Source organism: Prosthecobacter sp. GW821-HT29F12, from assembly GCF_058803405.1.
Genome location: NZ_CM179517.1, coordinates 424,122 through 446,131, shown reverse-complemented (window position 1 = coordinate 446,131; position 22,010 = coordinate 424,122). Strand labels below are relative to the sequence as shown.

21 protein-coding genes and 2 tRNA genes are annotated in these 22,010 nt (G+C 59.8%); 16 read left to right on the top strand and 7 right to left on the bottom strand.

The genetic code is table 11. The features are described from left to right. The first annotated feature begins 338 nt into the window (after window positions 1–338). The 7 genes from AC3RLQ_RS01815 to AC3RLQ_RS01785 all read left to right on the top strand — a co-directional run bounded on the left by AC3RLQ_RS01815 (window position 339) and on the right by AC3RLQ_RS01785 (window position 5,674). Window positions 339–2,090 (top strand): GspE/PulE family protein, encoded by a 1,752-nt coding sequence (locus AC3RLQ_RS01815; protein WP_493033780.1) that lies wholly within the window; start codon window positions 339–341, stop codon window positions 2,088–2,090. Next, the gene (locus AC3RLQ_RS01810) at window positions 2,087–3,301 is read left to right on the top strand and encodes a type II secretion system F family protein (RefSeq protein WP_493033778.1); all 1,215 of its coding nucleotides are present in this window, start codon (window positions 2,087–2,089) and stop codon (window positions 3,299–3,301) included. Before AC3RLQ_RS01815 ends, AC3RLQ_RS01810 begins: the two co-directional genes overlap by 4 nt. Window positions 3,302–3,308: 7 nt before the next feature. Beyond that, window positions 3,309–3,740 carry a type II secretion system major pseudopilin GspG gene (gene gspG, locus AC3RLQ_RS01805; RefSeq protein WP_493033776.1) on the top strand — a complete coding sequence of 144 codons (432 nt, stop codon included), beginning with the start codon at window positions 3,309–3,311 and terminating at the stop codon, window positions 3,738–3,740. A gap of 4 nt (window positions 3,741–3,744) precedes the next feature. Continuing rightward, on the top strand, window positions 3,745–4,143 hold the full coding sequence (locus AC3RLQ_RS01800) for a prepilin-type N-terminal cleavage/methylation domain-containing protein (protein ID WP_493033774.1): 399 nt from the start codon (window positions 3,745–3,747) through the stop codon (window positions 4,141–4,143). Continuing rightward, window positions 4,140–4,517, top strand: coding sequence for a type II secretion system protein (locus AC3RLQ_RS01795; protein ID WP_493033772.1), 378 nt, complete (start codon window positions 4,140–4,142; stop codon window positions 4,515–4,517). Before AC3RLQ_RS01800 ends, AC3RLQ_RS01795 begins: the two co-directional genes overlap by 4 nt. Beyond that, window positions 4,517–5,176, top strand: a complete 660-nt coding sequence (locus tag AC3RLQ_RS01790) for a type II secretion system protein (RefSeq protein ID WP_493033770.1) — start codon at window positions 4,517–4,519, stop codon at window positions 5,174–5,176. The genes AC3RLQ_RS01795 and AC3RLQ_RS01790 overlap by 1 nt, the downstream gene beginning before the upstream one ends. Before the next feature lie 422 nt (window positions 5,177–5,598). Continuing rightward, a tRNA-Ala gene (locus AC3RLQ_RS01785) sits at window positions 5,599–5,674 on the top strand. A gap of 94 nt (window positions 5,675–5,768) precedes the next feature. Here AC3RLQ_RS01785 and AC3RLQ_RS01780 read toward each other — a convergent pair. From AC3RLQ_RS01780 to trmD, 3 genes are all read right to left on the bottom strand, one after another. Then, complete coding sequence (locus AC3RLQ_RS01780; protein WP_397383494.1) at window positions 5,769–5,948, bottom strand: hypothetical protein; 180 nt, start codon at window positions 5,946–5,948, stop codon at window positions 5,769–5,771. A 167-nt stretch (window positions 5,949–6,115) separates the two neighbouring features. Beyond that, window positions 6,116–6,206 (bottom strand) — tRNA-Ser (locus tag AC3RLQ_RS01775). A 98-nt stretch (window positions 6,207–6,304) separates the two neighbouring features. Beyond that, a complete protein-coding gene (gene trmD / locus AC3RLQ_RS01770; protein ID WP_493033768.1) occupies window positions 6,305–6,976 on the bottom strand; it encodes a tRNA (guanosine(37)-N1)-methyltransferase TrmD in 672 nt (223 codons plus the stop codon). A gap of 118 nt (window positions 6,977–7,094) precedes the next feature. Between trmD and sucC the strand changes: the two genes are divergently transcribed. The 5 genes from sucC (at window position 7,095) to AC3RLQ_RS01745 (ending at window position 11,545) form a co-directional block, all read left to right on the top strand. Continuing rightward, on the top strand, window positions 7,095–8,279 hold the full coding sequence (gene sucC / locus AC3RLQ_RS01765; protein WP_422316314.1) for an ADP-forming succinate--CoA ligase subunit beta: 1,185 nt from the start codon (window positions 7,095–7,097) through the stop codon (window positions 8,277–8,279). A gap of 101 nt (window positions 8,280–8,380) precedes the next feature. Continuing rightward, window positions 8,381–8,857, top strand: a complete 477-nt coding sequence (locus AC3RLQ_RS01760; RefSeq protein WP_493033766.1) for a pentapeptide repeat-containing protein — start codon at window positions 8,381–8,383, stop codon at window positions 8,855–8,857. A 57-nt stretch (window positions 8,858–8,914) separates the two neighbouring features. Then, entirely contained in the window at window positions 8,915–9,844 is a 930-nt protein-coding gene (locus AC3RLQ_RS01755; RefSeq protein ID WP_493033764.1) for an amidohydrolase family protein, read from the top strand. Window positions 9,845–9,987: 143 nt separating this feature from the next. Next, the gene (locus AC3RLQ_RS01750) at window positions 9,988–10,518 is read left to right on the top strand and encodes a GRAM domain-containing protein (protein WP_493033762.1); all 531 of its coding nucleotides are present in this window, start codon (window positions 9,988–9,990) and stop codon (window positions 10,516–10,518) included. 91 nt (window positions 10,519–10,609) lie between these two features. Next, entirely contained in the window at window positions 10,610–11,545 is a 936-nt protein-coding gene (locus AC3RLQ_RS01745; protein WP_493033760.1) for a nitrilase-related carbon-nitrogen hydrolase, read from the top strand. A 182-nt stretch (window positions 11,546–11,727) separates the two neighbouring features. Here AC3RLQ_RS01745 and AC3RLQ_RS01740 read toward each other — a convergent pair whose 3' ends face one another. Continuing rightward, complete coding sequence (locus tag AC3RLQ_RS01740; protein WP_493033758.1) at window positions 11,728–12,906, bottom strand: pyridoxal phosphate-dependent aminotransferase; 1,179 nt, start codon at window positions 12,904–12,906, stop codon at window positions 11,728–11,730. Window positions 12,907–12,926: 20 nt separating this feature from the next. Then, window positions 12,927–13,406, bottom strand: a complete 480-nt coding sequence (locus tag AC3RLQ_RS01735) for an Lrp/AsnC family transcriptional regulator (protein ID WP_397383397.1) — start codon at window positions 13,404–13,406, stop codon at window positions 12,927–12,929. A 79-nt stretch (window positions 13,407–13,485) separates the two neighbouring features. Here AC3RLQ_RS01735 and AC3RLQ_RS01730 point away from each other — a divergent pair, with 79 nt between their 5' ends. Further along, complete coding sequence (locus AC3RLQ_RS01730; protein ID WP_493033756.1) at window positions 13,486–14,838, top strand: CCA tRNA nucleotidyltransferase; 1,353 nt, start codon at window positions 13,486–13,488, stop codon at window positions 14,836–14,838. An 82-nt stretch (window positions 14,839–14,920) separates the two neighbouring features. Here the strand turns inward: AC3RLQ_RS01730 and AC3RLQ_RS01725 are convergent, their stop codons facing one another. Both AC3RLQ_RS01725 and AC3RLQ_RS01720 read right to left on the bottom strand, forming a co-directional pair. Further along, window positions 14,921–16,201 (bottom strand): DUF1552 domain-containing protein, encoded by a 1,281-nt coding sequence (locus AC3RLQ_RS01725; RefSeq protein WP_493033754.1) that lies wholly within the window; start codon window positions 16,199–16,201, stop codon window positions 14,921–14,923. Window positions 16,202–16,230: 29 nt separating this feature from the next. Then, window positions 16,231–18,678 (bottom strand): DUF1592 domain-containing protein, encoded by a 2,448-nt coding sequence (locus AC3RLQ_RS01720; protein WP_493033752.1) that lies wholly within the window; start codon window positions 18,676–18,678, stop codon window positions 16,231–16,233. A gap of 780 nt (window positions 18,679–19,458) precedes the next feature. Between AC3RLQ_RS01720 and AC3RLQ_RS01715 the strand changes: the two genes are divergently transcribed. From AC3RLQ_RS01715 to AC3RLQ_RS01705, 3 genes are read left to right on the top strand one after another with little or no spacing between them, the layout of a single operon-like run. Next, window positions 19,459–20,637 (top strand): SDR family oxidoreductase, encoded by a 1,179-nt coding sequence (locus tag AC3RLQ_RS01715; RefSeq protein ID WP_493033750.1) that lies wholly within the window; start codon window positions 19,459–19,461, stop codon window positions 20,635–20,637. Between the two features lie 6 nt (window positions 20,638–20,643). Then, window positions 20,644–21,222, top strand: coding sequence for a DedA family protein (locus AC3RLQ_RS01710; RefSeq protein ID WP_493033748.1), 579 nt, complete (start codon window positions 20,644–20,646; stop codon window positions 21,220–21,222). After that, window positions 21,219–22,001, top strand: a complete 783-nt coding sequence (locus AC3RLQ_RS01705; RefSeq protein WP_493033746.1) for a DUF3313 domain-containing protein — start codon at window positions 21,219–21,221, stop codon at window positions 21,999–22,001. Before AC3RLQ_RS01710 ends, AC3RLQ_RS01705 begins: the two co-directional genes overlap by 4 nt. Window positions 22,002–22,010: the final 9 nt, after the last annotated feature.

Genomic DNA, 22,010 nt, shown 5'->3' with positions numbered 1-22,010 from the left:
TGCACATTTCGATCATTCCCATATGATGATTTTTTTCCAGATTTGCTGCCTGAGCGAGTCATGCCAGTTTTTTTCCTTCAAGAGTACTCGTATTGTGTGAATAATCCGACGCTTGAACAACTAGCACCATGGGGTGATCCAATGCTTGGTGAATAGTCGCACCCATCTCTCCCGAACTCTTGGAACCGCAGACGAAGTCCACCACTCCAGCCCAATGACCTCCTTCCGCCGCCGAATGTTGCCTCAGAACCCAAAAAAGGCCTCTTCAGTAAATGAAGGACCCGTTTCAACAACCGAAAGCATGATGTCGGTGCCTGCACTCGCCACGATCTGACCCTATGATCTCCATCCTCCAATCCAGCGCCCAAGCCGCAGGGGTGATGGACTCCGACGTACAAGCCGCCCTCAACACCGCCGCAGGCGGCGGCATCTCCCCTGTCCTTGCCCTCATCGAGAGCGGGGCCGTCGATGAACGCCTTTTCTCCCGTCACCTCGCCGACTCCCTCGGCTGGCCCTGGCTCGAAACCCCGCGGCCCGAACCCGCCGACGCCGCCGAGCTCAAGCGCCTCATCCCCGCACGCTTCGCCGTCCGCCACCAGGTCTTCCCCGTCGGCTTCGGCCACGGTCGTGTGACAACCACGTCACACCAGACCGTGGTTGATTCAGTGACCATCAAACGCACCCTCAAGCTCGCCTGCCACGACCCCTGCGACCTCCTCGCCCGCCAGGCCGTCGCGAGGCAGTCCGAACTCCCCGTCGAGTGGTGCCTCACGCCCCGCACCGAACTCCTCAGCGCCGTCCAGCAGCTCTACGGCGTCGGTGCCGAAACCTTTGATGCCCTCATCGCCGCCGGCGGCGGCAGCTCCGACGACCAGCACCTGCGCGATGAAGCCAACGTCATCGACGACGAAGACGAAGACGCCTCCGTCGTCAAATTCGTCAACCAGATCATCCGCGAAGCCCTCGCCCAAAAAGCCACCGACATCCACGTCGAGCCCCAGCCCGACTCCCTCCGCATCCGCTACCGCATCGACGGCTTCCTCCACGAGATCCCCGTCCCCGAAAACATCAAATCCCTCCAGGCCTCCGTCATCGCCCGCATCAAGGTGATGAGCAAACTCGACATCGCCGAAAAGCGCCTCCCCCAGGACGGCCGCATCAATCTCAAAGCCGACGGCCAGTCCATCGACGTCCGCGTCGCCTGCATCCCCAGCGTCGAAGGCGAGTCCATCAGCCTCCGCCTCCTTGGCCAGGAACGCTTCACCCTCGACCGCCTTGGCCTCAGCGAAGAGCACCGCGCCAAGATCGAGCTCCTCCTCGCCAAGCCCAACGGCATCGTCCTCGTCACCGGCCCCACCGGCTCCGGCAAGTCCACCACCCTCTACACCTTCCTCTCCCAGCTCAACAGCGTCCACCGCCGCATCGTCACCATCGAGGACCCCGTCGAAAACAAACTCCCCGGCATCGTCCAGATCCCCGTCAAAAACGAAATCGGCCTCACCTTCGCCAGCGGCCTCCGCAGCATTCTGCGGGGTGACCCCAATGTCGTCATGGTCGGAGAAATCCGCGACCTCGAAACCGCCGAGATCGCCGTCCGCGCCTCCCTCACCGGCCACCTCGTCTTCTCCACCCTCCACACCAACGACGCCGTCGCCGGTATCACCCGTCTCATCGAGATGGGCGTGAAGCCCTTCCTAGTAGGCACCGCCGTCCGCGCCTTCATCGCCCAACGCCTCGTCCGCTGCTTGTGCGCCTCCTGCAAAGAGCCCGCCAACTACCCGCGCGCAGAACTCACCAAGCTCGGCTTCCCCGAAGTCAAAAAAGACAATAAGCTCTACCGCGCCGCCAAAGGCGGCTGCCAGCAATGCCGCGGCACCGGCTACTCCGGTCGGGTCGCCCTCTACGAGATCGCCCTCATGACCCCCGCCATGCAGGCCCTCGTCTCCCAGAAAGCCTCCGAGTCCGATCTCCAAGTCCAGGCCCGCAAAGACGGCTTCGTCCCCATGCGCGACTACGGCCTGCAAAAAGCCCTCGACGGCATCACCACCCTCGAAGAGGTCGCCCGCGTCACCAGCGAAGAACTCGAATGATGTTCGCCTTCCAAGCCCTGTCCGCCGACGGCTCCGTCAAATCCGGCACCCTCGAAGCCGCTGATCGCGGCGATGCTTTGCGCCAATTATCCCGGCGCGGCTTGCAGGCCCGCTCCATCCAGTCCCAAACCGCCGAAATTGCGAAATCCGACACAAAGAGTACCGACTCTGTCCTCACCCTCTCCAAGACCGATGTCATCCGCTTCACCGAAGACATGGGCGACCTCCTCGCCTCCGGTCTGCAAGTCGAGCAGGCCCTGCAGGCCATGGAAAACCGCAGCGCCTCCAAACTCGGCACCTTGGCGACGCGCGTTCGTGCACTTGTACGCGACGGCGTGCCACTTTCTGCAGCATTGCGCCAAGCCTCGCCCTCCTTCGACGAACTCTACTGCAACATGGTCGCCGCCGGTGAAAACAGCGGCGCCCTCGACGACATCATGGACCGCCAGGCCCGCCACCTCCGCCTCATGGAATCCGTCCAGGCCAAGGTCGTCGGTGCACTCATTTACCCAGCCTTTCTCATCAGTGCCGGAGGAGCGCTCGCTTTGGTCATGGTCACCTACCTTTTGCCAAAACTTGCCTCATTGCTCACCGGCTCCGGCAAAGAGCCCCCCTTCATGATCAAGGTCAGCCTTGCCCTCTCTGACTTTCTCAAAAACTACTGGTGGCTGCTCGCCATTGCACTGGGCTGCATCGTGATGCTGCTCTTTGCCCTGCGCAAAACCCCCGGTTTTCAGTCCGGATGGCACCGCTTCATGATCAAGATGCCCGGCATCCGCGACATCACCCGCGCGCGCTTTGAGCTGCAGTTCTTTGAAACCCTCGGCAGCCTGCTGCGCGGCGGTGTGCCCTTGCTGCATGCCTTGGAACTCGTGCGCCGCGCCGTCACCAATCTGCACCTCAAGCATTCCCTCACTCAAGCCGAAGCATTGGTGCAAGAAGGTGCATCCCTGAGTCATGCGATGAAAAAGACGCACGCTCTCGACTCCCAGGCCATCGACGTCATCCGCATCGGCGAAGACACCGGCCACCTTGCCGAGGTGCTGGGCAAAGCAGCCACGCGCATGGACACGCAGCTCACCCGCACCATCGAGCGCGTCACCGCCCTCATCCAGCCCTGCCTCCTCCTCATCATGGCCGCCCTCGTCGGCACCCTTGTTTACACCATGGTGAACATCGTCTTCTCCACTCTCAGCCAGCTCCGACATTAACCCAACCATGAAACACCTCCGCTCCACTTCGTTCCACTCCAAGGCCTTCACCCTGCTCGAAATGATGGTCGTCTTGCTCATCATTGCACTCATTCTCGGCACCGTGGCCTTCATGGTGCAGGGCATCGAAGGCGATGCCGAACACGTCACCACCGGCGCCAAGATCAAGAGCCTCGAAGTCGCCCTGACCTCCTACAAGATCAGCAATCTTACTTATCCCACACAGGAACAAGGACTGGATGCCCTGGTGTCACGCCCCACGGCAGAGCCCAAGCCCAAGCGCTGGACCCAGCAGGCCAAACCCGACGGCATCATCGATCCCTGGGGCCGCAAGCTGGTGTATCGCAACCCCGGCAAGCACAACGCGGGAGGTTATGATGTGTTCTCCCTCGGAGCGGACGGATTGGAGAACACCGACGATGATATTGGCAACTGGTAGCAAAATGAAGGCGTTCACGCTGCTGGAGATGATCGTGGTGCTCGCCATCGCGTCTCTCGTCATCGGCATCGGAGCCGGAGCCATGCAGAAGCTCACCGAAGAGCACGAACTGCTGCGCGTGGCCCATGACGCAGAGCGCGTGCTGATGCAGGCCATGACCCGCACACTCACCACCGTGCAGCCTCAGTTCGTTGATTTGAGCAGCCTGAGTCAGAAAGCCAAGCTCACCGTGCGACATGTCGGAAGCGAGACGTTTGTTTCCTCTACAGATCAACATCTACGCCTGCGCCCCGGCGGATTGTGTGAACCGCTGACCCTGCGCTGGCAAAACGGTGCAAACTGGGTCAATGCCACACTGGACCCTCTGACGGCAGGCTTCCAAGAACTGGAGGAAAACCCGTGAGACGCAAGGGCTTCACCCTGCTGGAAACCCTGCTGGCGCTGATGGTGTTCAGCACCGCGGTGGTGGCGCTGGTGGAAGCCGTACACCAAATCGGCGAGCACACGCTGCTGCGCCGGCATGAGGCTGCGGTACAGGAACGCATGCGGTCGCTGTTGGTGGAACACACGCGCAGGCCGGATGAGATTGAGGAAGTCAAAGTACAGGAAGGTGATGTGACCTACATCGTGACGCACACGCCTTTGGAATTGAAGGATCGCAATGGTCAGCCTGTGGCGGGATTGTTTGAGGTGCGCGTGACGGCTGCATGGAAGGAAGGACAGACGCTGCAGCAGGCCAGCGCTGAAACCTGGGTGTATCCGCCGCTGTTCCGCTGATGAAAAAACTGAGCCAGTCATCCCGAGCGAAAGCATTCACCCTGCTGGAGGTGATCATTGTACTGGCGATCACCGCGCTGGTGCTGGGGGCGGTGTATTCCCTGGCGCAGGGTACTCTGATGCTGGCGGATGATGTGCGCCGGGCGGAACGCCGGGACGCACGGATGCAGGCCTTTACCACGTTTTGCGAGCACTTGCTGGCGGAGGTGCCAGCCACGGCGCTGCTGAATCTCAGCACCACGGAAGAGCATGGGCAGTATCTCACGAAGCTGGAACTGGAGCCTGTGCGCTCCCCGTTTGATGAGACTCCGGACTGCCGCGTGGCGTTGTTTACGCAGGGCCAGCCTGGAGGCGGGTTGCGGCTGATGCTGACGAGTCATTCTGAAGCAAACGAGAGCAGCGTGGTGCTGTTTGAAGACCTGGCGCAGTGCGAGTGGCGCGTGTTTCATCCGACGACGCGGCAGTGGGCCACTATTTGGTCCGAAGGCAACCCCGGCGGAGTTCCGACGGCGCATCCGCATCCGCCGCTGATGAAACTCGTGATGTCGCAGGCGGGTGGTGAAATCCAGGAGCAGATTTTCTGGATCACTCCCAGTGAACCCAACCTGCTGACCGCCGCTCCAATCCCTGCCCCCCTTCCCCCTAAGTCTCCCCAATGAACCACCAAGGACAAGCCCGACAATCGCTTGCAAACTGGGCTGACTTTGATCGCCAACAAGGCTTCACCCAATATCGCGCCCCAAAGGAGCCTCGGGAAAGATTCAACAGATGCCGCTATCTGACGTGGCACTTCCTCGGTCTTGTTGCGGGTCTGACGGGCCACACTGGATCAAACTCAGCCAGCTTGCGCTTGGCGTGGACTGTGTCGGAGGTTTTCCAAGCTGCGACGAATCAGCTTGCCGGAATGCCGGATCATCGCATAATTCATTCCGTTCGATGAATAGTGAATCAGGCATTCACCTGCTTTCTCAAACGATTCTTGCTCAGTGTCGGCGGCTGCTGCCAGCCCCCACTCGGCAACATCCCAGAGAAATCTGACGAGTGCCACAAATTACCAGGCATCGTCCAAACATCCCATTTTGGGGCTATAGCTCAGTTGGTAGAGCGTCTCGTTCGCAATGAGAAGGTCAGGGGTTCGAATCCCCTTAGCTCCACCACTTTCCAGCAGATTGAATCTGCGCGACGAGACAACAAGGAACCTGGGATCGCGACTCTCATCGCCTCCCCTTCCCACCGCATCAGCGGTAAAGCTTACTTTTTCTTCGCAGGCTTGGCCTTCGGGCTCGGGCTTTCGGCGATCTGGTCCTGCTCAACCTGTCGAGCGACGGCACGTTCGACGTAGTTGGCAAAGCTGCGACCGTCGAGCGCCGCATATTTCTTCGCCAGCTTGGCGATGCGTGGATCAATGGTAATGCTGGTATTGATTTTCATCGGGTGGCAGAATGTGGTATTTTAACCCCTTGTGCAACAGGCAATTGCAGCTCTGTGCAGGCCTTTGCAAGGCGCTTTGAGGGACTGTCCAGCGTCATTTGCTGTTCGTTTGACCCTATTTAAGGGTGGCAGCCATGCGCTTTCAGCTGGGGGTGTCTGATAAAAAATGGCGGTGAGGGAGGGATTCGAACCCTCGGTAGCTGTTAAGGCTACGCATCTTTAGCAAAGATGTGCTTTCGACCACTCAGCCACCTCACCATTCATTGAATTTGTCCCGCAGGTGGTCAGCCAGCGGAGTGCTTATTTAGCGTGCAGCCCGGTGGATCGTCAAACGAAATGTCATGCTAGGACGCATCTCAGTCGATTAAATCCGGGCGGTTCGCCCGCGTGCGTTCCAGCGCCTGCTCTTCCCGCCATGCGGCGATCTTCGCATGATTCCCGCTCAGAAGCATGTCCGGCACCTTCAGCCCACGGTATTCCGCCGGTTTTGTATACTGCGGAGCCTCCAGCAGGCCGCTGGCGCCAAAGCTCTCCTCCACCGCGCTCATTTCATCCCCCAGCACCCCCGGCAGCAGGCGCACAATGGCATCCATCACCACCACGGCGGCAATGGCCCCGTTCGTCAGTACGTAGTCCCCCAGACTGATCTCCTCGTCCACCCAGTGCTCAATGATGCGGTGGTCGATCCCCTCGTAATGCCCCGAAAGGAAGATCAAGTGCGGCTCAGCGGACAGCCGCCGCGCCGTGGCCTGGTCAAAACGCTTCCCCGCAGGTGACATGTAAATGATGCGGGCCTCCGGCGTGTCGATGCGTTCCAGAGATTCAAACACCGGCTCCGGACGGATCACCATCCCCTGCCCCCCGCCATACGGGGTGTCATCCACATGGCGGTGCTTGCCCATCCCCTGCTCACGCAAATCATGCACCCGCAGGTCCAGAATGCCCTTCTCCTGCGCACGGCCCATCATGCTCAGGCCCATCGGCACTGAGACCAGCTCCGGAAACAACGTCACCACATCAATTCGCATTCTGGGGCTATGCCGCAGCCTTGCAGGCACGGCAAGCCCGGCATTCTCACCTTCACAGGGAATGCGCCTTGACGCTTGGGGTCGCACTTCTACTATCGGGCTCCCCCATTTTTTCTCCATGAACATCCACGAGTATCAAGCCAAGCAACTGTTCGACAAATTCGGCGTCGCCAGTCCCAAAGGAATCGTCGCCAGCACAGCGGCAGAAGCAGGAGCCGCGGCTCGCACAATCGGTGAAGCAGGACTCGTGGTGAAAGCCCAGGTGCATGCCGGTGGTCGTGGCAAAGGCACTTTCAAGAACGGTTTCAAAGGCGGCGTGCATCTCGTGAACACCCCGGAAGAAGCGGAAGACATCGCAGGCAAGATGCTGGGCCAGACCCTCGTCACCCACCAGACCGGCCCGGAAGGCAAGCTCGTGAGCAAGGTGCTCATCGCCAAGTCCGTGGACATCAAGAAGGAGTACTACTTCGCCATCCTGTTTGATCGTGTCTCCAGCAGCCACGCCATCATCGCCTCCACCGAAGGCGGCATGAACATCGAAGAAGTCGCCGAAAAGACTCCGGAGAAGATCAGCAAAGAGTACATCAATCCCGCCATCGGCCTCCAGGCCTACCAGTGCCGCAAGGTCGCTGCTTCGCTCAATCTGCGCGGCCCCCTCATGAACCAGGCAGTGAAGCTTTTCACCGCGCTGTGGAATCTCTACCTGAAGAGCGACTGCTCCCTTGTTGAAATCAACCCGCTCGCCATCACCTCCGATGATCAGGTCGTGGCTCTCGATGCCAAGTTTAATTTCGACGACAACGCCCTCTACCGCCAGAAGGACGTCACCGCCATGCGTGACACCACGGAAGAAGACCCCCGCGAAGTTGCCGCCAGCGAATTCGGCCTCAACTACATCGGTCTCGACGGTAACATCGCCTGCCTCGTCAACGGCGCCGGCCTTGCCATGTCCACCATGGACATCATCAAGTTCCACGGCGGCGAGCCAGCCAACTTCCTCGACGTCGGCGGCGGAGCCACCAAGGAACAGGTCACCGCAGCCTTCAAAATCATTCTGGGCGACCCGAATGTGAAGGGCATCCTGGTCAACATCTTTGGCGGCATCATGGACTGCAACATCATCGCCACCGGCATCATCGCCGCGGCGCAGGAAGTCTCCCTGAACATCCCGCTCGTTGTCCGCCTCGAAGGCAACAACGTCGAAGCCGGCAAGGCCACCCTCGCCGCCAGCGGCCTGAAGATCACCAGCGCCGCCGATCTGACCGACGCAGCGCAGAAGATCGTCGCTGAGGTGAAAGGCTGATTTAACCATCACCTAATGGCTTTAGGGGACCCTCTAAATCCCCTAAACAAGTTTGAAAACCCGATTTACGGCCTCGTAAATCGGGTTTTCATTTGTGCACCATGGCCAGCATCACCACCGAAGAACTCCTCGCGCACACTCAATGGCTTGAAAGCGGCGGCAAAAGCGGCCGCAAGATCGACGAAACCGGCATGAACCTCGCAGGTGCCACGCTCAATGACCTCAACCTGGCCAAAGCCCATTTTGTGGGCACCACCCTGACCAAGGCCAATCTGGCCGGCACCAATCTCTCCGGCGGCGACTTCAGTGGTGCGAATCTGGACAGCTCCAATCTGAGCGGCGCAGATCTCAGCGGGGCCGACCTCGGCGGCGTCTCCCTCCGCCATGCCAACCTCAGCAACGCCAACGTCCGTGGCGCGGATCTTTCCGGTGCCAACCTGGAAGGTGCCAATCTGACCAATGCCGACTTCACCGATGCGGATCTCATCGCCGCAAACCTCAACGGCACCGTGCAAACCGGCATGATCTACACCGGCGCCATCCTGGCCGACACTCAGGGCCTTAAAAAACTAAGCTGATTCGCGCAGCCGCGTCGCTGACGAGCAACATCGCCTTCCCTGCGGCGTAGTGGTTTCATGCCATCACGCCGCATCTTTTTGTCCACGGGTCTCGCCGCACTCACCTCCCGCGCCCTGGCGCAGACGCCACCGGCCGCTGAGCCTGTCATCGACATCCATCAGCACATGAACTACCACAAGCGCGCGGATGAGCATCTCCTCGCGCATCAGGTGGCCATGGGTATCACCACTTCGATCATTCTGCCTGCTGGCACCTACCTGGACCGCCCTTCCACTCACAACGGCAAATCCAACGGCCTCGCCGCCCAGTGCGCCACCACTGACGCAGCACGAGACTTCGCCAAAGCACATTCCGATGCCTACCTCTGGGCCGCCAATGAGGTCACCGACCTCGACACCGCGCCCGCCGAGATCGAAAAATGGCTCAAGCAGGGCGCCTGCATGATCGGCGAGCAGAAATTCATGGTGCAGTGTGACTCCCCCGAGAGCCAGAAACTCTACGCCCTGGCCGCAGCCTACAACGTGCCCATCCTTCTGCACTTCCAGCACCTGACCTACAACCTCGGCTACGAGCGCTTCCACACCATGCTGGAGAAGTTCCCCAAGACGAACTTCATCGGCCATGCGCAGGCCTTCTGGGGCAACATCGACAAGCAGCACGATCAAACGGTGAACTATCCCAAGGGCAAGATCACCCCCGGCGGCATCACCGACCGCTATCTGGCCGACTACCCCAATATGTTTGCCGACATGTCCGCCGGCAGCGGCCTGCTTGCCCTCACCCGCGATGAGGAGCACACCACCAAGTTCTTCGACCGTCATCAGGACAAGATCCTCTATGGCAGCGATTGTGCCGACCACCTCGGCCGCGGCCCCGGCTGCCAGGGTGCCCAGACCCTCGCCGCCATCCGCAAGCTCGCCCCCAGCAAAGCAGTCGAGCGCAAAATCCTTTTCGAAAACTCCCGCAAGCTCTTCCGGCTGGCTTAAGGCCTCCCGTTTTTATCTTGTCTTTTCGCGCCCTTTTTGGGACGATTTCCATGTCTTGACTGACCACGGATCGTTCACCCCAAAAACGACTCCATCATTCACGGTCCGGGCCGGTTTAATACTTTAACCCAACCCTGAATCTTATGAGCACTTCACTCGAAACTTCCCAAGCGTCGTCCACCCAGAAGTCGTGGCTCACGATGGCGCTGCTTTACGGCCTGCCCATGGGCCTCTTCTTTTCGTTCCAGTCCGGCAACTACGTGATCGGGCTGCCGATGGGCTTGGCTGCTGGCGCACTTTTTTCCAGCCTCATGACCAAGTTTGTGAACAGGCAGACTCAAAAGTTTCAGGCCGAGCCCCCTGACTTTGGCATGGAGACGATTCTGCATTCCGGCCCCGCCAACCACTTCAGAGACCTTGAAAGTGTCGGCGGCCATCTATGGCTCACCAGCGGGCAGCTGCATTTTCGTTCCCACAAAATGAACCTGCAAAATCATGAGTGGACCGCCCCGCTGGCTGACATCGTTTCGGCTGAGGCCACCAAGACGCTTGGCCTCATTTCCAATGGCCTGCGGGTGCGCATGTCCTCTGGCGAAGTACACCGTTTCATCGTGAATGAAAACGAGAGCTGGGCGAAGGCCATTATGAAAGCCCGGCAGGCGCTGGTCGCATAAGGCTGACTGCCAGGATTCATTGAGCTGTCGTTCGTACTGCGCCATTGGCCGCTTGCATCTTGGAGGCTGCTGGCCCCGTTATGCACCAGCCATGCCTGACACCGATCCCAGCAAGACCAATGTCAAAGTCGAAGCCTGGACCTTCGACGTAGGAGATGCAGGAAAAACCGTGGACGCCTTTGCCGAGGAAGTCATGCACCGCGTCGAGACCGCCTGGGCTGGCGGTGTGGACATCGTCCTTCTGCCCGAATACCTCTGGGCCGCTCTGGAGCCCCTGCTGCCTCCGGACGCAGACATGGAGGACATCGCCAAAGTCGTGTGGGTGGACCTGATGCCCAAGCTCAAACCGCGCCTCTGCCGCAAAGGCAAACACGCCATCGTCGGCACCGCCCCATATCTTGATCCGGCGACCAAACACCTCTACAATCGCGCCCTCATCTTCAGTGACGGCCGCGTCCTGCATCAGGACAAACTTTTCCTCACTCCATGGGAGCATGAGTTCAGGGCAGGCCGCGAACTCTTCGTCTTCGAAATGTCCGGCCTCCGCGTGGCCATCATCATCTGCCTCGACATCGAGGTACCGGAGCTCAGCTCCCGGCTGCGCGGACTCAACATCGACCTCCTCCTCGTTCCCAGCGCCACGGAGACCCTCTACGGCAGCGAGCGCGTCACCCGCTGCGCCTCCGCCCGCGCCATCGAACTCGGCTGCGCCGTCGTCGTTTGCCCGCTCGTTGGCAAATGCGACTCCAGCATGGTCAATGTGAACCTCGGCAGGATCGCCATGTACCTGCCAGCACTGAAGGCGTTCGAAGCCTATGACCGCTCTGAAGACACCCGCCTCGTCCATCAAGGCTGGCACGCGCTGCGTGTGGAAGTACCCGAGGCCGTCATTCACGAGGCCCATCGCCGGCGCAAAGAAACCAATCCCTCGCAGCTCAACGTCAACCTCACGCCTGAGGAAGTGCAGATCGACGAAAGCGCACGCACAGCACCGGCGAAAAAAGTCACCAGACGCGAACGCATGTGAACGCGCACGCTATGCGTTTTGGAGTGCTCCAGTCCTCTGGAGCTTTACGCATACCCAGGGCAGGCGAAAAGCGCCGGAGGTCCGGCGCACTCCAAGACGCTCTCGCGAATCTTGACGTGCGCAGCACCACCTAGATGCGGCCCGTGCCGTATCTTGCTCATATCTCTTGACGACGCGAAGCGCTACTTCTTCGCGCGCACCTCGTTCACGAACTCCTCCATCAAATCCATCGCCTTCGCGATGAGTTCGGGAGCCGTCGCATAGCAGCAGCGCACAAAGCCTTCACCTGCACTGCTGAAAGCACTGCCAGGCACAACGGCCACACTCTTCTTTTCCAACAGCTGAATGGCGAATTCTTTGCTCGTCAGCCCCGTGCTGCGGATCTCCGGAAACACATAGAAAGCACCGCCCGGATTGAAGCAGTGCAGCCCCATCCCGTTGAGCCGGCTCACGATCAGATTGCGCCGCTGCTCGTAGCTTTGACGCATGTCTTCGTAAGCGGCAGAGCCCATCTTGAGAGCTTCAATGCCCGCCATCTGGCTCATGATCGGAGCACACAGCATGCAGTATTGATGAATCTTCATCATCGCCTCACGCAGCGGTGCCGGAGCACACGCATAGCCCAAACGCCAGCCAGTCATGGCAAACGCCTTGCTGAAACCGTGCAGCAAAATGGTGCGCTCACGCATGCCAGGAAACTCCACGATGCTCTTGTGCTGACGTCCGTCATACAGCAGCTCGCTGTAGATCTCATCCGTGAAGACCAGCAGGTCATGCTTCACCGCCAGCGCGGCGATCTTCGCCAGCTCCTCATGCGGCATGATGCCACCCGTTGGATTAGTGGGGAAGTTCAGCGCGATGACTTTCGTCCTCGGCGTGATCGCCTTCTCCACATCTTCCGCCATCAGGGCAAACTCATTCTCCTCACGAGTCTGCACCACCACGGGCACGCCGTAGGCCATCTTGATGCTCGGTGAATAGCTCACGTAGCAGGGCTCATGATAGATCACTTCGTCTCCCGGATTCAACACCGCACGAAAGGCGATGTCGAGCGCCTCGGACACACCCACCGTCACCAGAATCTCCGTCTTCGGATCATACGTGGTGCGGAAGTGCTTCGTCACGTACTCGCTGATGCCGATGCGCAGCGATTCGAGACCGAGGTTCGAAGTGTAGCTTGTCTGGCCTTTTTCCAGCGAGCGGATCACTGCCTCGCGGATCGGCCACGGAGTGGGCTTGTCGGGTTCGCCGACGCCGAGCGAAATGACATCGGTGCGACCGATGACGAGTTCGAAGAAATCGCGGATGCCGGAGCGCGGCAGATCGCGAATGATGTTTGAAATTTTGTTGTCGTATTCCATGGCCTCAGGTTCCTCTCAGATCATGGACTCACTGGCAGGCGCTCTTCATCGCCGCCACCGTTCGCGAGGAAACCGTTTTCCTTGTACGCCTTCAATTCAAAGCGCGTGGCCGTGGACAGCACGCCTCCCAGAGTGCTGAGTTTTTCGGACACAAAAGTCGCCACATCCAGGAGGTCCTTGCCCTCCACGATCACGGCCAGGTCATAGCCGCCGCTCATGAGAAAGCAGTCGCGCACCTGGTCAAATTTCGAAATCCGGCGTGCCAGACGGTCAAAGCCGCCATCACGCTCCGGCGAGATGCGCACCTCGATCAGGGCCGTCACGCGGCGGTCCCCCGCCTTCAGACGGTCCACCACGGCGCTATACCCCAGGATCGTGCCATCCGCCTCCGCCGCGGCGATGCGGGCGGTGACTTCGGATTCGGCGAGCCCCAGTGCGAGAGCGATCTCTTTGGGGCTGCGGTTGGAGTTATTGCGGAGCAGTTCGATGAGCGGGTCCATATTAAGGGTCGCGAGTGTAATGCCAGTCCCCGATTTGAACAGCGGAAAGCAGAATCAACATTGAACATTCAACCCTGCCATGGAACATCCCGGCATGCGCGCCACCGCCATCCAGATCATCGAAAAACTCACCCAGGCCGGTCACAAGGCCCTCCTGGCAGGCGGTTGCGTGCGCGACATGCTGCTGGGGCGCGAGGCCAAAGACTTCGACGTGGCCACCAGTGCCACGCCCGAGCAGGTGGTGAAACTCTTCCCCGGGGCCCAGACCGTGGGCGCCCACTTCGGCGTCGTCATCGTGCGGCTGAATCATGTGCATGTCGAGGTCGCCACCTTTCGCAGCGACGGCAGCTACAGCGACGGCCGCCGCCCGGACAGCGTCACTTACTCCACCCCGGAGCTCGATGCCCAGCGCCGCGATTTCACCATCAACGGCCTCTTCTTCGACCCGCTCACAAACCAGGTCATCGACTACGTCGACGGCCAGATGGATCTGCGCATGGGCTTGCTACGAGCCATCGGCGTCGCCAAAGACCGCTTTGAAGAAGACCACCTCCGCATGCTGCGCGCCGTGCGCTTCGCCACCGTACTCGGCTTCGACATCGAGCATGCCACCTGGGAATCCATCTGCGGCCTCGCTCCCAAGATCAAAAGCGTCAGCATCGAGCGCATCCGCGAGGAGTTCGTCAAAACCATGCTCCATCCCAATCGCGTGCGCGGCTTCGATCTCCTCGTCAACAGCGGCCTCATGGAGCAGTTCCTCCCCGAGATCCTCGTGCTCCAGGGCTGCGAACAACCGCCTCAATTCCACCCCGAGGGCGATGTCTTCATCCACACCCGCCTCATGCTCAGCCTGCTGCCGGAGAAGGTCTCGCTGCCGCTGGTGATGAGCGTCCTCCTGCACGACATCGCCAAGCCCGCCACGCAGACCCGCGATGCCGACACTGGCCGCATCCGCTTCAATGGTCACGACAAACTCGGTGCTGAAAAAACCGGCGAGATCATGCGCCGCATGAAATTCCCCAACGATGTCATCGAGCCCACCGTCATCGCCGTGGAAAACCACATGGTCTTCAAGGACGTCAAAAAGATGCGCACCGCCAAGCTGCGCCGCTTCATGGCCCGCCCCTCCTTCGACGACGAACTCGCCCTTCACCGCGTCGACTGCCTCGGCTCCAACGGCTGGCTGGACAACTACGAGTTCCTCCTCGCCAAGCGCCAAGAACTCGCCAGCGAACCCATGCTCCCGCCGCGCATCATCACCGGTGCCGATCTCATCGCCCAAGGCTGGCACGCCGGCAAAGCCCTCGGCAAACTCCTCACCACCCTGCAAACCCTCCAGCTCGAAGGCACGCTAAAAACCAAAGAAGAAGCCCTCGCCTGGGTGGCCAAGCATGCGCCGGTGCCTGATGTGTTTGATGCCGTGGAGGAGTAAGTTGGTGCGCGAAGCAAAGTAGTCCAGTTGCGCCGCAACTGGAGTCTCCTCTCCGGCCCGTTGCGGCGCAACGGGTCAACTTTCACACCACCAACCCCGGCAAACTCGTCCCCGTGCTCGATCCAAACTCATCCGCCTCAATCCCCATGCGCTGCAACATCTGCACGAAGAGATTGCACATCGGCTGATTGTTCTTCGGATCAAACGCCAGGTGCTGCCCGTGTTTGAACCCACCACCCGCAAACACCAGCGGCAGGTTGTGCCAGTCGTGGCTGTTGGCATTGCCAAGGTTGCTGCCAAACAAAACCATCGTGTTGTCCAGCAGGCTGCCATTGGCCTCCTTCTTCGCCTTCAGCGAAGTCAGCAGCCCATTGAACGCCTCAAACTCCGCACGCTCGATGCGCTGCAGTTGTTCGATCTTCATCGGGTCCTGACCGTGATGAGACAGATTGTGATGTGCCATGGTCACCCCATTGATCAGAGGCACATCTCCCCTGCCCTGCACCAGCACCGTGATCGCCCGCGTGCTGTCCGTTTGCAGCGCCAGCGGGATCAGGTCAAACAGCAGTTTCATCCGCGCTATCAGGTCCGCCTCGTTATCCACATCCGTCGGCGGCTTCGCATCCACCTTGGGCTTGGGCTTTTGCACCCACGCTTCGGACTTCAGCATGCGCTCCTCCATCTCGCGCACGGAGGTGTAGTACTCATCCAGCTTCTCCTTGTCCGCCGCGCCCACGCGGCGTTCAAAGCGCTTCGCCTCCGCCTGCACCGTGTCCATGATGCTGCGGCCTTCCTTGAGCTTGCGCATCTGGTTGCTGATCTCTCCCGGCGTTCCATCCAGGAAGAGCTTGGCAAAAACCTGCGATGGCTTCGACTGCGCCTGCACCATCACGCCGCTGCGCGTGTAGCTCTGGCTGCCCTGCCCCGCCGTGCTCAGCACCAGCGAAGGATAGCGCGTCTCGTAGCCAATCTTCTCCGCCACGAACTGATCAATCGACACCGTGTTGCGAAAGCCACCCAGCCCCGGCCCACGCGCCGAAGTCAGCCACGTCATCTCCGAAGTATGCCCGTCCGCCCCGGCCTGATCCGGATGACACACGCCTGAAAGCACGGTGAAGTCATCCCGATGATCCTTCAGCGCCTCTAGATACGGCGTCAGCGTGTAACCACGCCCCGTCTCCTTCGGAAACAACGATGGCCCGTAGATGCCCAGCGAGGCACAGGCAAACACCATGCGCTTTGGCGGCGTGGCTGCCGCTGCGCTGGACAGCCGAGGCATCATCGCTTCAAGAAACGGCAGGGCCAGCGAGACACCGGAGCCGTGCAAAAAGGCGCGGCGGGAAATGGCAGGGCGTATGATCATGGTGGGATGGAGTCGGATGGAAACGTCGGTTACTTGCTCAAAAACAGCGGAGACTGCACGACGGCGTGGACCAGTGAACGCAGCCCCGCGCCATCGGCCTTGGCCTGCTTTACAATAGCTTCGATCGCGTCGCGATCCGCAAACTGGATGCCCGCGCCCGTGCCGTAAGTGACCAGATTCCCGGCCAGCGCACGCATCACTTGATCCTGCTGATCGAGCAGCAGGTTCTTGAATTCCGTGATGCCTTGAAACTTGCGGCCATCCGCCAGCTCGCCGCTGGCGTCCACCGGCAGGCCTTCCTTGTACTGCCAGATGTTCTGTCCGTTGAGTTTGCGTTTCACATTCGCCCCCTTCTCGTTGGAACGGTAGTTTTCACGGAAACCGCCAATGACATCAAAGCTTTCCAGCGCAAACCCTGGGGGGTCAATCTGACGGTGACAGGACGCGCAGCTCTCACTGTCACGGTGCTTGGCCAGTTGTTCGCGAATGGTGGTGCTGCCGCGTGTGTCTGGCTCGATGCCCGCCACATTGCCCGGAGGTGGCGGCGGCGGCTGCCCCAGCAGATGCTTCATCACCCACGCACCACGAATCACCGGCGATGTGACCGTGCCATTCGCCGTGACCTTCAGCACACTGGCCTGCGTCAGCACTCCACCACGCACACTGTCCTTCGGCAATGACACGCGGCGGAATTGCTCACCGGCAACGCCCGGCAGCTCGTAGTGCTCCGCCAGGCGGTTGTTCACCATGGCAAAATCACTGTGGATGAGATTCGCCACCGGCAGGTTTTGGGTCAGCAGCTCATTAAAAAATGCTTCCGTCTCCGTGACCATACCCAGCTTCAGCAGCATGTCGTATTCCGGATACAGCTTCGTGTCCGGGGTAGTCGCATCGATGTTGCGCAGTTCCAGCCATTGGCCCACAAAGTTGGTCACGAACGTCGACGCCTTCGGGCCTTTGAGCAGACGCTCGGTCTGCGCTTTCAGCACCGCCGGTTGGCTCAACTGCCCCGCGCTCGCCAACTTCATCAGTTCATCATCGGGCATCGAGCTCGTGAGGAAATACGCCAGCCGCGTTGCCAGGGCGCGATCACTGAGCCTGCCCGGATGTTCTTCCAAAAGCAGGAAGGCAGGTGACGTCAAAATGGCGCGCAAGCCCACGCGCATCGCCTCTTCAAAGGTGCCGCCCGCATCCACCGACTGATTGGCCAGCGCGATGTAAGGTGCCGCTTCATCCTGCTCCAACGGCCGCCGAAACGCACGTGCCGCAAAGCCGTTCAGCCCGCTGGCAATCGCCTGCTTCACATCCGCAGGCGCGAGTTCATAGCCGAGTTGCTTGCCATCGCGAAACTTCTTCTGCTTGTCTCCCAGTTCGGTCAGCGGCACATCCCCCAGCGCCTTCTTCAGGCTTGCAGGTGGCCATTCAGCAGACAGCGGCCCCTCCACTTCGATCCATTGCATGGCCAGCCCAGTTCCCTGGAATTCACCCGCCCCTACGTTGTAGATGTTCTGCCCTTTTTTATCGCGGCCCACACGGTCACAGTTGATCACGATGTGCTCGGTGCCATCCAGCCGCGTGGTGAATTCAAACTCGCGCGGCTTGTCCGCCGGCAGCTCGCAGTAGCTCAGCAGGCGCTTCTGCTTGTAGTTGTTGCTGTAAATCATGAGCGTCAGCGGCTCGCCCTCGCTTTGGAAGGCGTTGCCGGAGATCTTGATGCGGTAGTTGCCCGGACCCGGCAGGCGGCACTGCTTCAGGCCCACCAGGTAGTCCCCCGTGGTGAACATGATGACCTCCTTGTCGTTCTCACGAAACATCACTCGGTGGCCGCTCTTCGGATTGGTCTTGTCCGACAAAGTGCCGGGCGGTGTGTCGAGGTTTTTGCGAATCCCCTGCTCGTTCTTGTAGCTGTAACGCTGGTTGATCCCCACCGGCCGCTTGCTCAGCACAATGGCCGCATCCAGCGCGGCATCAGCCGCTTCCAAATACTTCTCGATTTGAAGCTGCGAAAAACGCAGCCCCTCCGCCACAGTATCAAACCCATGCAGCGGCGTGTCTTCTGGCAGGATGTGCTTAAGCGGCAGCGAGATGCCCAGCAGATCATGCACCGTATTCTCATACTCCGTGCGGTTCAGCCGGCGCAGCACCGTGCGTCCGTTCTTCGACTGCTGCGAGAGTTCATAGTCACTCAGCGGGGTCTTGAGCGCCGTCTGAAAGCTCTGCAATGCCGCCGCCTCAGGCCGGGGCTTCTTCGCAGGCGGCATCTCGCCCTTGATCACACGGTCATAAACCTTCACCCAGCGGTCAAAGTTCTTCCGGTCCTCCGGCTTGAACGACAGCGCGGTCAGATCCAGCCCGCCTTTCTTCACATCACCATCGTGGCACTCGGTGCAGTGCTGCTCAAGAAAAGGCGAAACCTGCGGCAGCGACGCGGCATAAACGGCACCGCTGAAAATGAACAAAGAAAAAATACGTGTCATGGCTGGGACGACAGGAGAACCGCCGCATCATGCGTGGCCACCTGGAGATAAGCAAGCATTCCGCTCGCCCTTCAGCCACCCCGCTCACTCGCCGCGCGAGCATAGCCTTGTCATCACCCGCTCGACCACTCATTCCCAAAGCTTCCTCCTGCTGTGGGAAGCCGTCCCTCCGATAGACCAAAAGATGGTCAATTTTAGCCGCGAGCACAGCGGTGCCCATTGGCAGGTCCCTTGAGCTCCCTCTGGAGGCCGAAAATGAGCAGGCTTCCGCCCAGTGCAGCTACCTCCCACTCTAAATGAGTAAAATGGCAAGTTTTTGGGGGGCTGTTCCAGCCCCGTCACACGCCCCAAAATGTAGTGCCACAACCCACTATTCACATAATTAAAAATCCATACGCAAATTCATGAATTTTTCTTATCTTACACAAGTAAAAATACCACATTGGTTTGGCTCAACGCCAATTCCAGATAGGCACTTAGGCTACTTTAATCATCTGAAAACCAAACATTTACACTTGAACCAAGCCCGATCTTTTTGTTGTTATTTGGAAGGTCGCCCCCCGGCTGTCAAAAGCCGATTTTTTCAGGTGCCCCGCCCAAACATTTTAGAAGCTCTTAAAGCAATCAACCACCTCTAACCACCCAGCGGTTCTCATGATCTCCGAAACCTATCTCGACAAAGAACCCCTTGGTCTGGCATTGTCTGGCGGCCGGCTCAGAAGCACTTTTTCGGTAGGTCCTCGGATGCGTGGGGCGGGCGGTCAGCACGAAGCGGTTGTCATGGAACCCGCCAGACTGGCGGAAAAAACCGACACACCCGCTCCATTTCCGTATCTGGATGCCCTTGCCGCCACCGATCTTTTTTTGGTCACTGGAGTAACCGGCTTTCTGGGTGGCGCGGTCGTTGCGGAACTGCTGGCCGCCACATTTCCAGGCAAGCTGCTGCTCATGGCACGGGCTGCCACACCCGAGGAAGGACTGGAGCGTGTACGTCGCTCCTTGAAGCGCTTTGATGTGCCTGCCGCACAGCTCGAGGCGCTCACTGTGGAAAACATCCTCTGCGGAGATCTCGCCAATGTGGGCGCCTTTGCAGACGATGCGAGACTTGAAGGAGTGACCCATGTCGTCAACTGCGCAGGCATCACTTCTTTTGGCAAGGACCCCAACGTGTGGCGCGTGAATGTGGACGGCACGCTGGAGTTTGCGCGCCTCCTGAAGCGTGCCTCCGGGCTGAAGTGTTTCATGCATATCAGCACGGCCATGATCTGCGGTGACAAGCCGCCCAGCGTGGTGCAGGAAGACGTGAGCCTGACGATCAACGGTCAGCACCTGGTGCCCTACACCGAGAGCAAGGCGGAGGCCGAACGCCGGCTGATGAAGGAGATGAAAGGTCTGCCTTTTGTCATTGTGCGGCCCACGATCATTGCCGGGCATACCAGGCTGGGCTGCCGCCCCTCTGGCAGCATCTTCTGGGCCTTCCGCATGAGCCACGCGCTGCGCATGACCACTTCGCCCCTCACCGGCATGATTGATGTGGTGCCCGTGGACTATGCGGCACGTGCAGTTCTGCACCTCGCGGCGGCGCGAAAGCTGAAGCATGGCATTTATCATGTCGGGTCCGGCCCCAGCCACAGCGCCACCTTTGCGGAAATCGACGCCGCTTTCGTGAAGTCGGCGGGCACGGATGCAGGCAGGGCGTTCTACAGCGGCACGGTGGAGGAGGCCGTGGGCAGGAAGGCAAGCTTCCCGGAAATTTTCGGTGAGTGCAACCGGCGCTTCATGCAGATGGCCATCCGTCTCTACGGCGGATTTGCGGCGCTGAACACCACGTTCGACAACTCACGCCTGCTCAGAGAAGGCGCTCCGCCTCCGCCCAAGTTTTCTGAATATCTGGGCGTCTGTTTGGAGAGCTGCAAAGATGTGAGCATCTATGTGCAGGCAATGATCGACTTTGTCTGAGCCCGCATGAGTTTCTCGGGCTTTATCCATGACTATGGCCTCTTTGCATTGGTCATTGGAACCATTTTTGAAGGAGAGGGCGTGGTGCTTCTGGCCGGACTCGCGGTCCGCCAGGGACTGCTGCCACCGGTCGCTGCTCTTTGCGCCGCCCTGATGGGAACCGTCATTTCAGACCAGTTTTGCTTTTACACCGGCAGGCTGATGGGCAGCAGAGTGCTGCAGCGCTTTCCGGGCATGCGGGCGCGCTTTGATTCCGTGCGTGCGCGGGTGGAAAACCACCAGACCGCGATCATTTTCAGCTTCCAGTATTTTCCCGGCTTGAGCATGATCGTTCCATTCACCCTGGGAATGACGCGGCTGCTGGCGCTGCGCTTTCTGGTGCTGGACGTGCTGTCCGCCGGGCTGTGGTCAGGCACCCTGATGGTCGGGGGCTATCTCTTTGGTGTCTCCATCCAGCCTCTGCTGGAAAAATTTCATGCTTACAGCGGCTGGCTGCTTGGCTGTCTCGCCTGCCTCATCCTGCTGCTGTTCCACTGGCGGGCCGTGCGCGCCTCCAAGCGGGTGGAAACGGAGGGCACCCTGTGAGCACGCGCGCATGCTGGCTGCATTTGGGCCTCGCGCTGCTCTTGGCTCTCGGCGGCACCTCCTGCCGCACAGCCAAGAGCGTGGTGGCCGCTGTCGAAGTGAAGCCCTCCACCTTTCTGGAGCACGCCACCCTGCTGAAGGAGAACCGCAAGCGCTCGCCCTTCCTGGGAAACTGGTGGAACCCTGACAAAAAAGCGAAGGCCGCACTTGAGACGGCCAAAAAAATCCACATCGCCCCGGTGCTGCACAGCTATGTGCGGCCGATGGAAGGCATCCTTCCAAAAATTGAATTCGGCACCTGGCGGCGCGACCGCAATCTGCCCTCGCTGGCAAAGTACACCCGCAAGAAATTCATCCAGGTTTTCCGGGATGCGAAAAATCCACGTTTTGCCGTCGTGGACGAACCTGACAAGGATGCGATCACCCTGGAGCTTTCACTGCTGGAATGGGTGCCCAACACCTACTCAGGCTTCACCGTGCGCGAGATCGTGGACTGGGTCACTTTTGACGGAGTCGCAGCAGTCACCCTCAAAGGCACCCGCGGGCTCATTGCCATCGAAGGGCGTTTGATTGAACCCAAATCAGGGAAGTCTGTTTTCGAGTTTGCCGACAAGGAGATTGGCAAGACGGTCTTGATCCTGCCCATCCAGGAATTCTTTCCCTCAGGCCAGGCGCACTTCGCCATCACCGAATGGGCAAAGCAGCTGGAGGAACTCTTGCGCACCAAGCCGGATGTGAAGGTGAAAGACAGCTTCCCGGTGGTGCTGTGGAACTACTGACACGCGACA

Excerpts from the sequence above, each read along its gene's own strand:
- AC3RLQ_RS01815 (WP_493033780.1), top strand. The coding sequence starts at position 339 with ATGATCTCCATCCTCCAATCCAGCGCCCAAGCCGCAGGGGTGATGGAC.
- AC3RLQ_RS01810 (WP_493033778.1), top strand. The coding sequence starts at position 2,087 with ATGATGTTCGCCTTCCAAGCCCTGTCCGCCGACGGCTCCGTCAAATCC.
- gspG (WP_493033776.1), top strand. The coding sequence starts at position 3,309 with ATGAAACACCTCCGCTCCACTTCGTTCCACTCCAAGGCCTTCACCCTG.
- AC3RLQ_RS01800 (WP_493033774.1), top strand. The coding sequence starts at position 3,745 with ATGAAGGCGTTCACGCTGCTGGAGATGATCGTGGTGCTCGCCATCGCG.
- AC3RLQ_RS01790 (WP_493033770.1), top strand. The coding sequence starts at position 4,517 with ATGAAAAAACTGAGCCAGTCATCCCGAGCGAAAGCATTCACCCTGCTG.
- AC3RLQ_RS01780 (WP_397383494.1), bottom strand. The coding sequence starts at position 5,948 with ATGAAAATCAATACCAGCATTACCATTGATCCACGCATCGCCAAGCTG.
- trmD (WP_493033768.1), bottom strand. The coding sequence starts at position 6,976 with ATGCGAATTGATGTGGTGACGTTGTTTCCGGAGCTGGTCTCAGTGCCG.
- sucC (WP_422316314.1), top strand. The coding sequence starts at position 7,095 with ATGAACATCCACGAGTATCAAGCCAAGCAACTGTTCGACAAATTCGGC.
- AC3RLQ_RS01760 (WP_493033766.1), top strand. The coding sequence starts at position 8,381 with ATGGCCAGCATCACCACCGAAGAACTCCTCGCGCACACTCAATGGCTT.
- AC3RLQ_RS01755 (WP_493033764.1), top strand. The coding sequence starts at position 8,915 with ATGCCATCACGCCGCATCTTTTTGTCCACGGGTCTCGCCGCACTCACC.
- AC3RLQ_RS01750 (WP_493033762.1), top strand. The coding sequence starts at position 9,988 with ATGAGCACTTCACTCGAAACTTCCCAAGCGTCGTCCACCCAGAAGTCG.
- AC3RLQ_RS01745 (WP_493033760.1), top strand. The coding sequence starts at position 10,610 with ATGCCTGACACCGATCCCAGCAAGACCAATGTCAAAGTCGAAGCCTGG.
- AC3RLQ_RS01740 (WP_493033758.1), bottom strand. The coding sequence starts at position 12,906 with ATGGAATACGACAACAAAATTTCAAACATCATTCGCGATCTGCCGCGC.
- AC3RLQ_RS01735 (WP_397383397.1), bottom strand. The coding sequence starts at position 13,406 with ATGGACCCGCTCATCGAACTGCTCCGCAATAACTCCAACCGCAGCCCC.
- AC3RLQ_RS01730 (WP_493033756.1), top strand. The coding sequence starts at position 13,486 with ATGGAACATCCCGGCATGCGCGCCACCGCCATCCAGATCATCGAAAAA.
- AC3RLQ_RS01725 (WP_493033754.1), bottom strand. The coding sequence starts at position 16,201 with ATGATCATACGCCCTGCCATTTCCCGCCGCGCCTTTTTGCACGGCTCC.
- AC3RLQ_RS01720 (WP_493033752.1), bottom strand. The coding sequence starts at position 18,678 with ATGACACGTATTTTTTCTTTGTTCATTTTCAGCGGTGCCGTTTATGCC.
- AC3RLQ_RS01715 (WP_493033750.1), top strand. The coding sequence starts at position 19,459 with ATGGAACCCGCCAGACTGGCGGAAAAAACCGACACACCCGCTCCATTT.
- AC3RLQ_RS01710 (WP_493033748.1), top strand. The coding sequence starts at position 20,644 with ATGAGTTTCTCGGGCTTTATCCATGACTATGGCCTCTTTGCATTGGTC.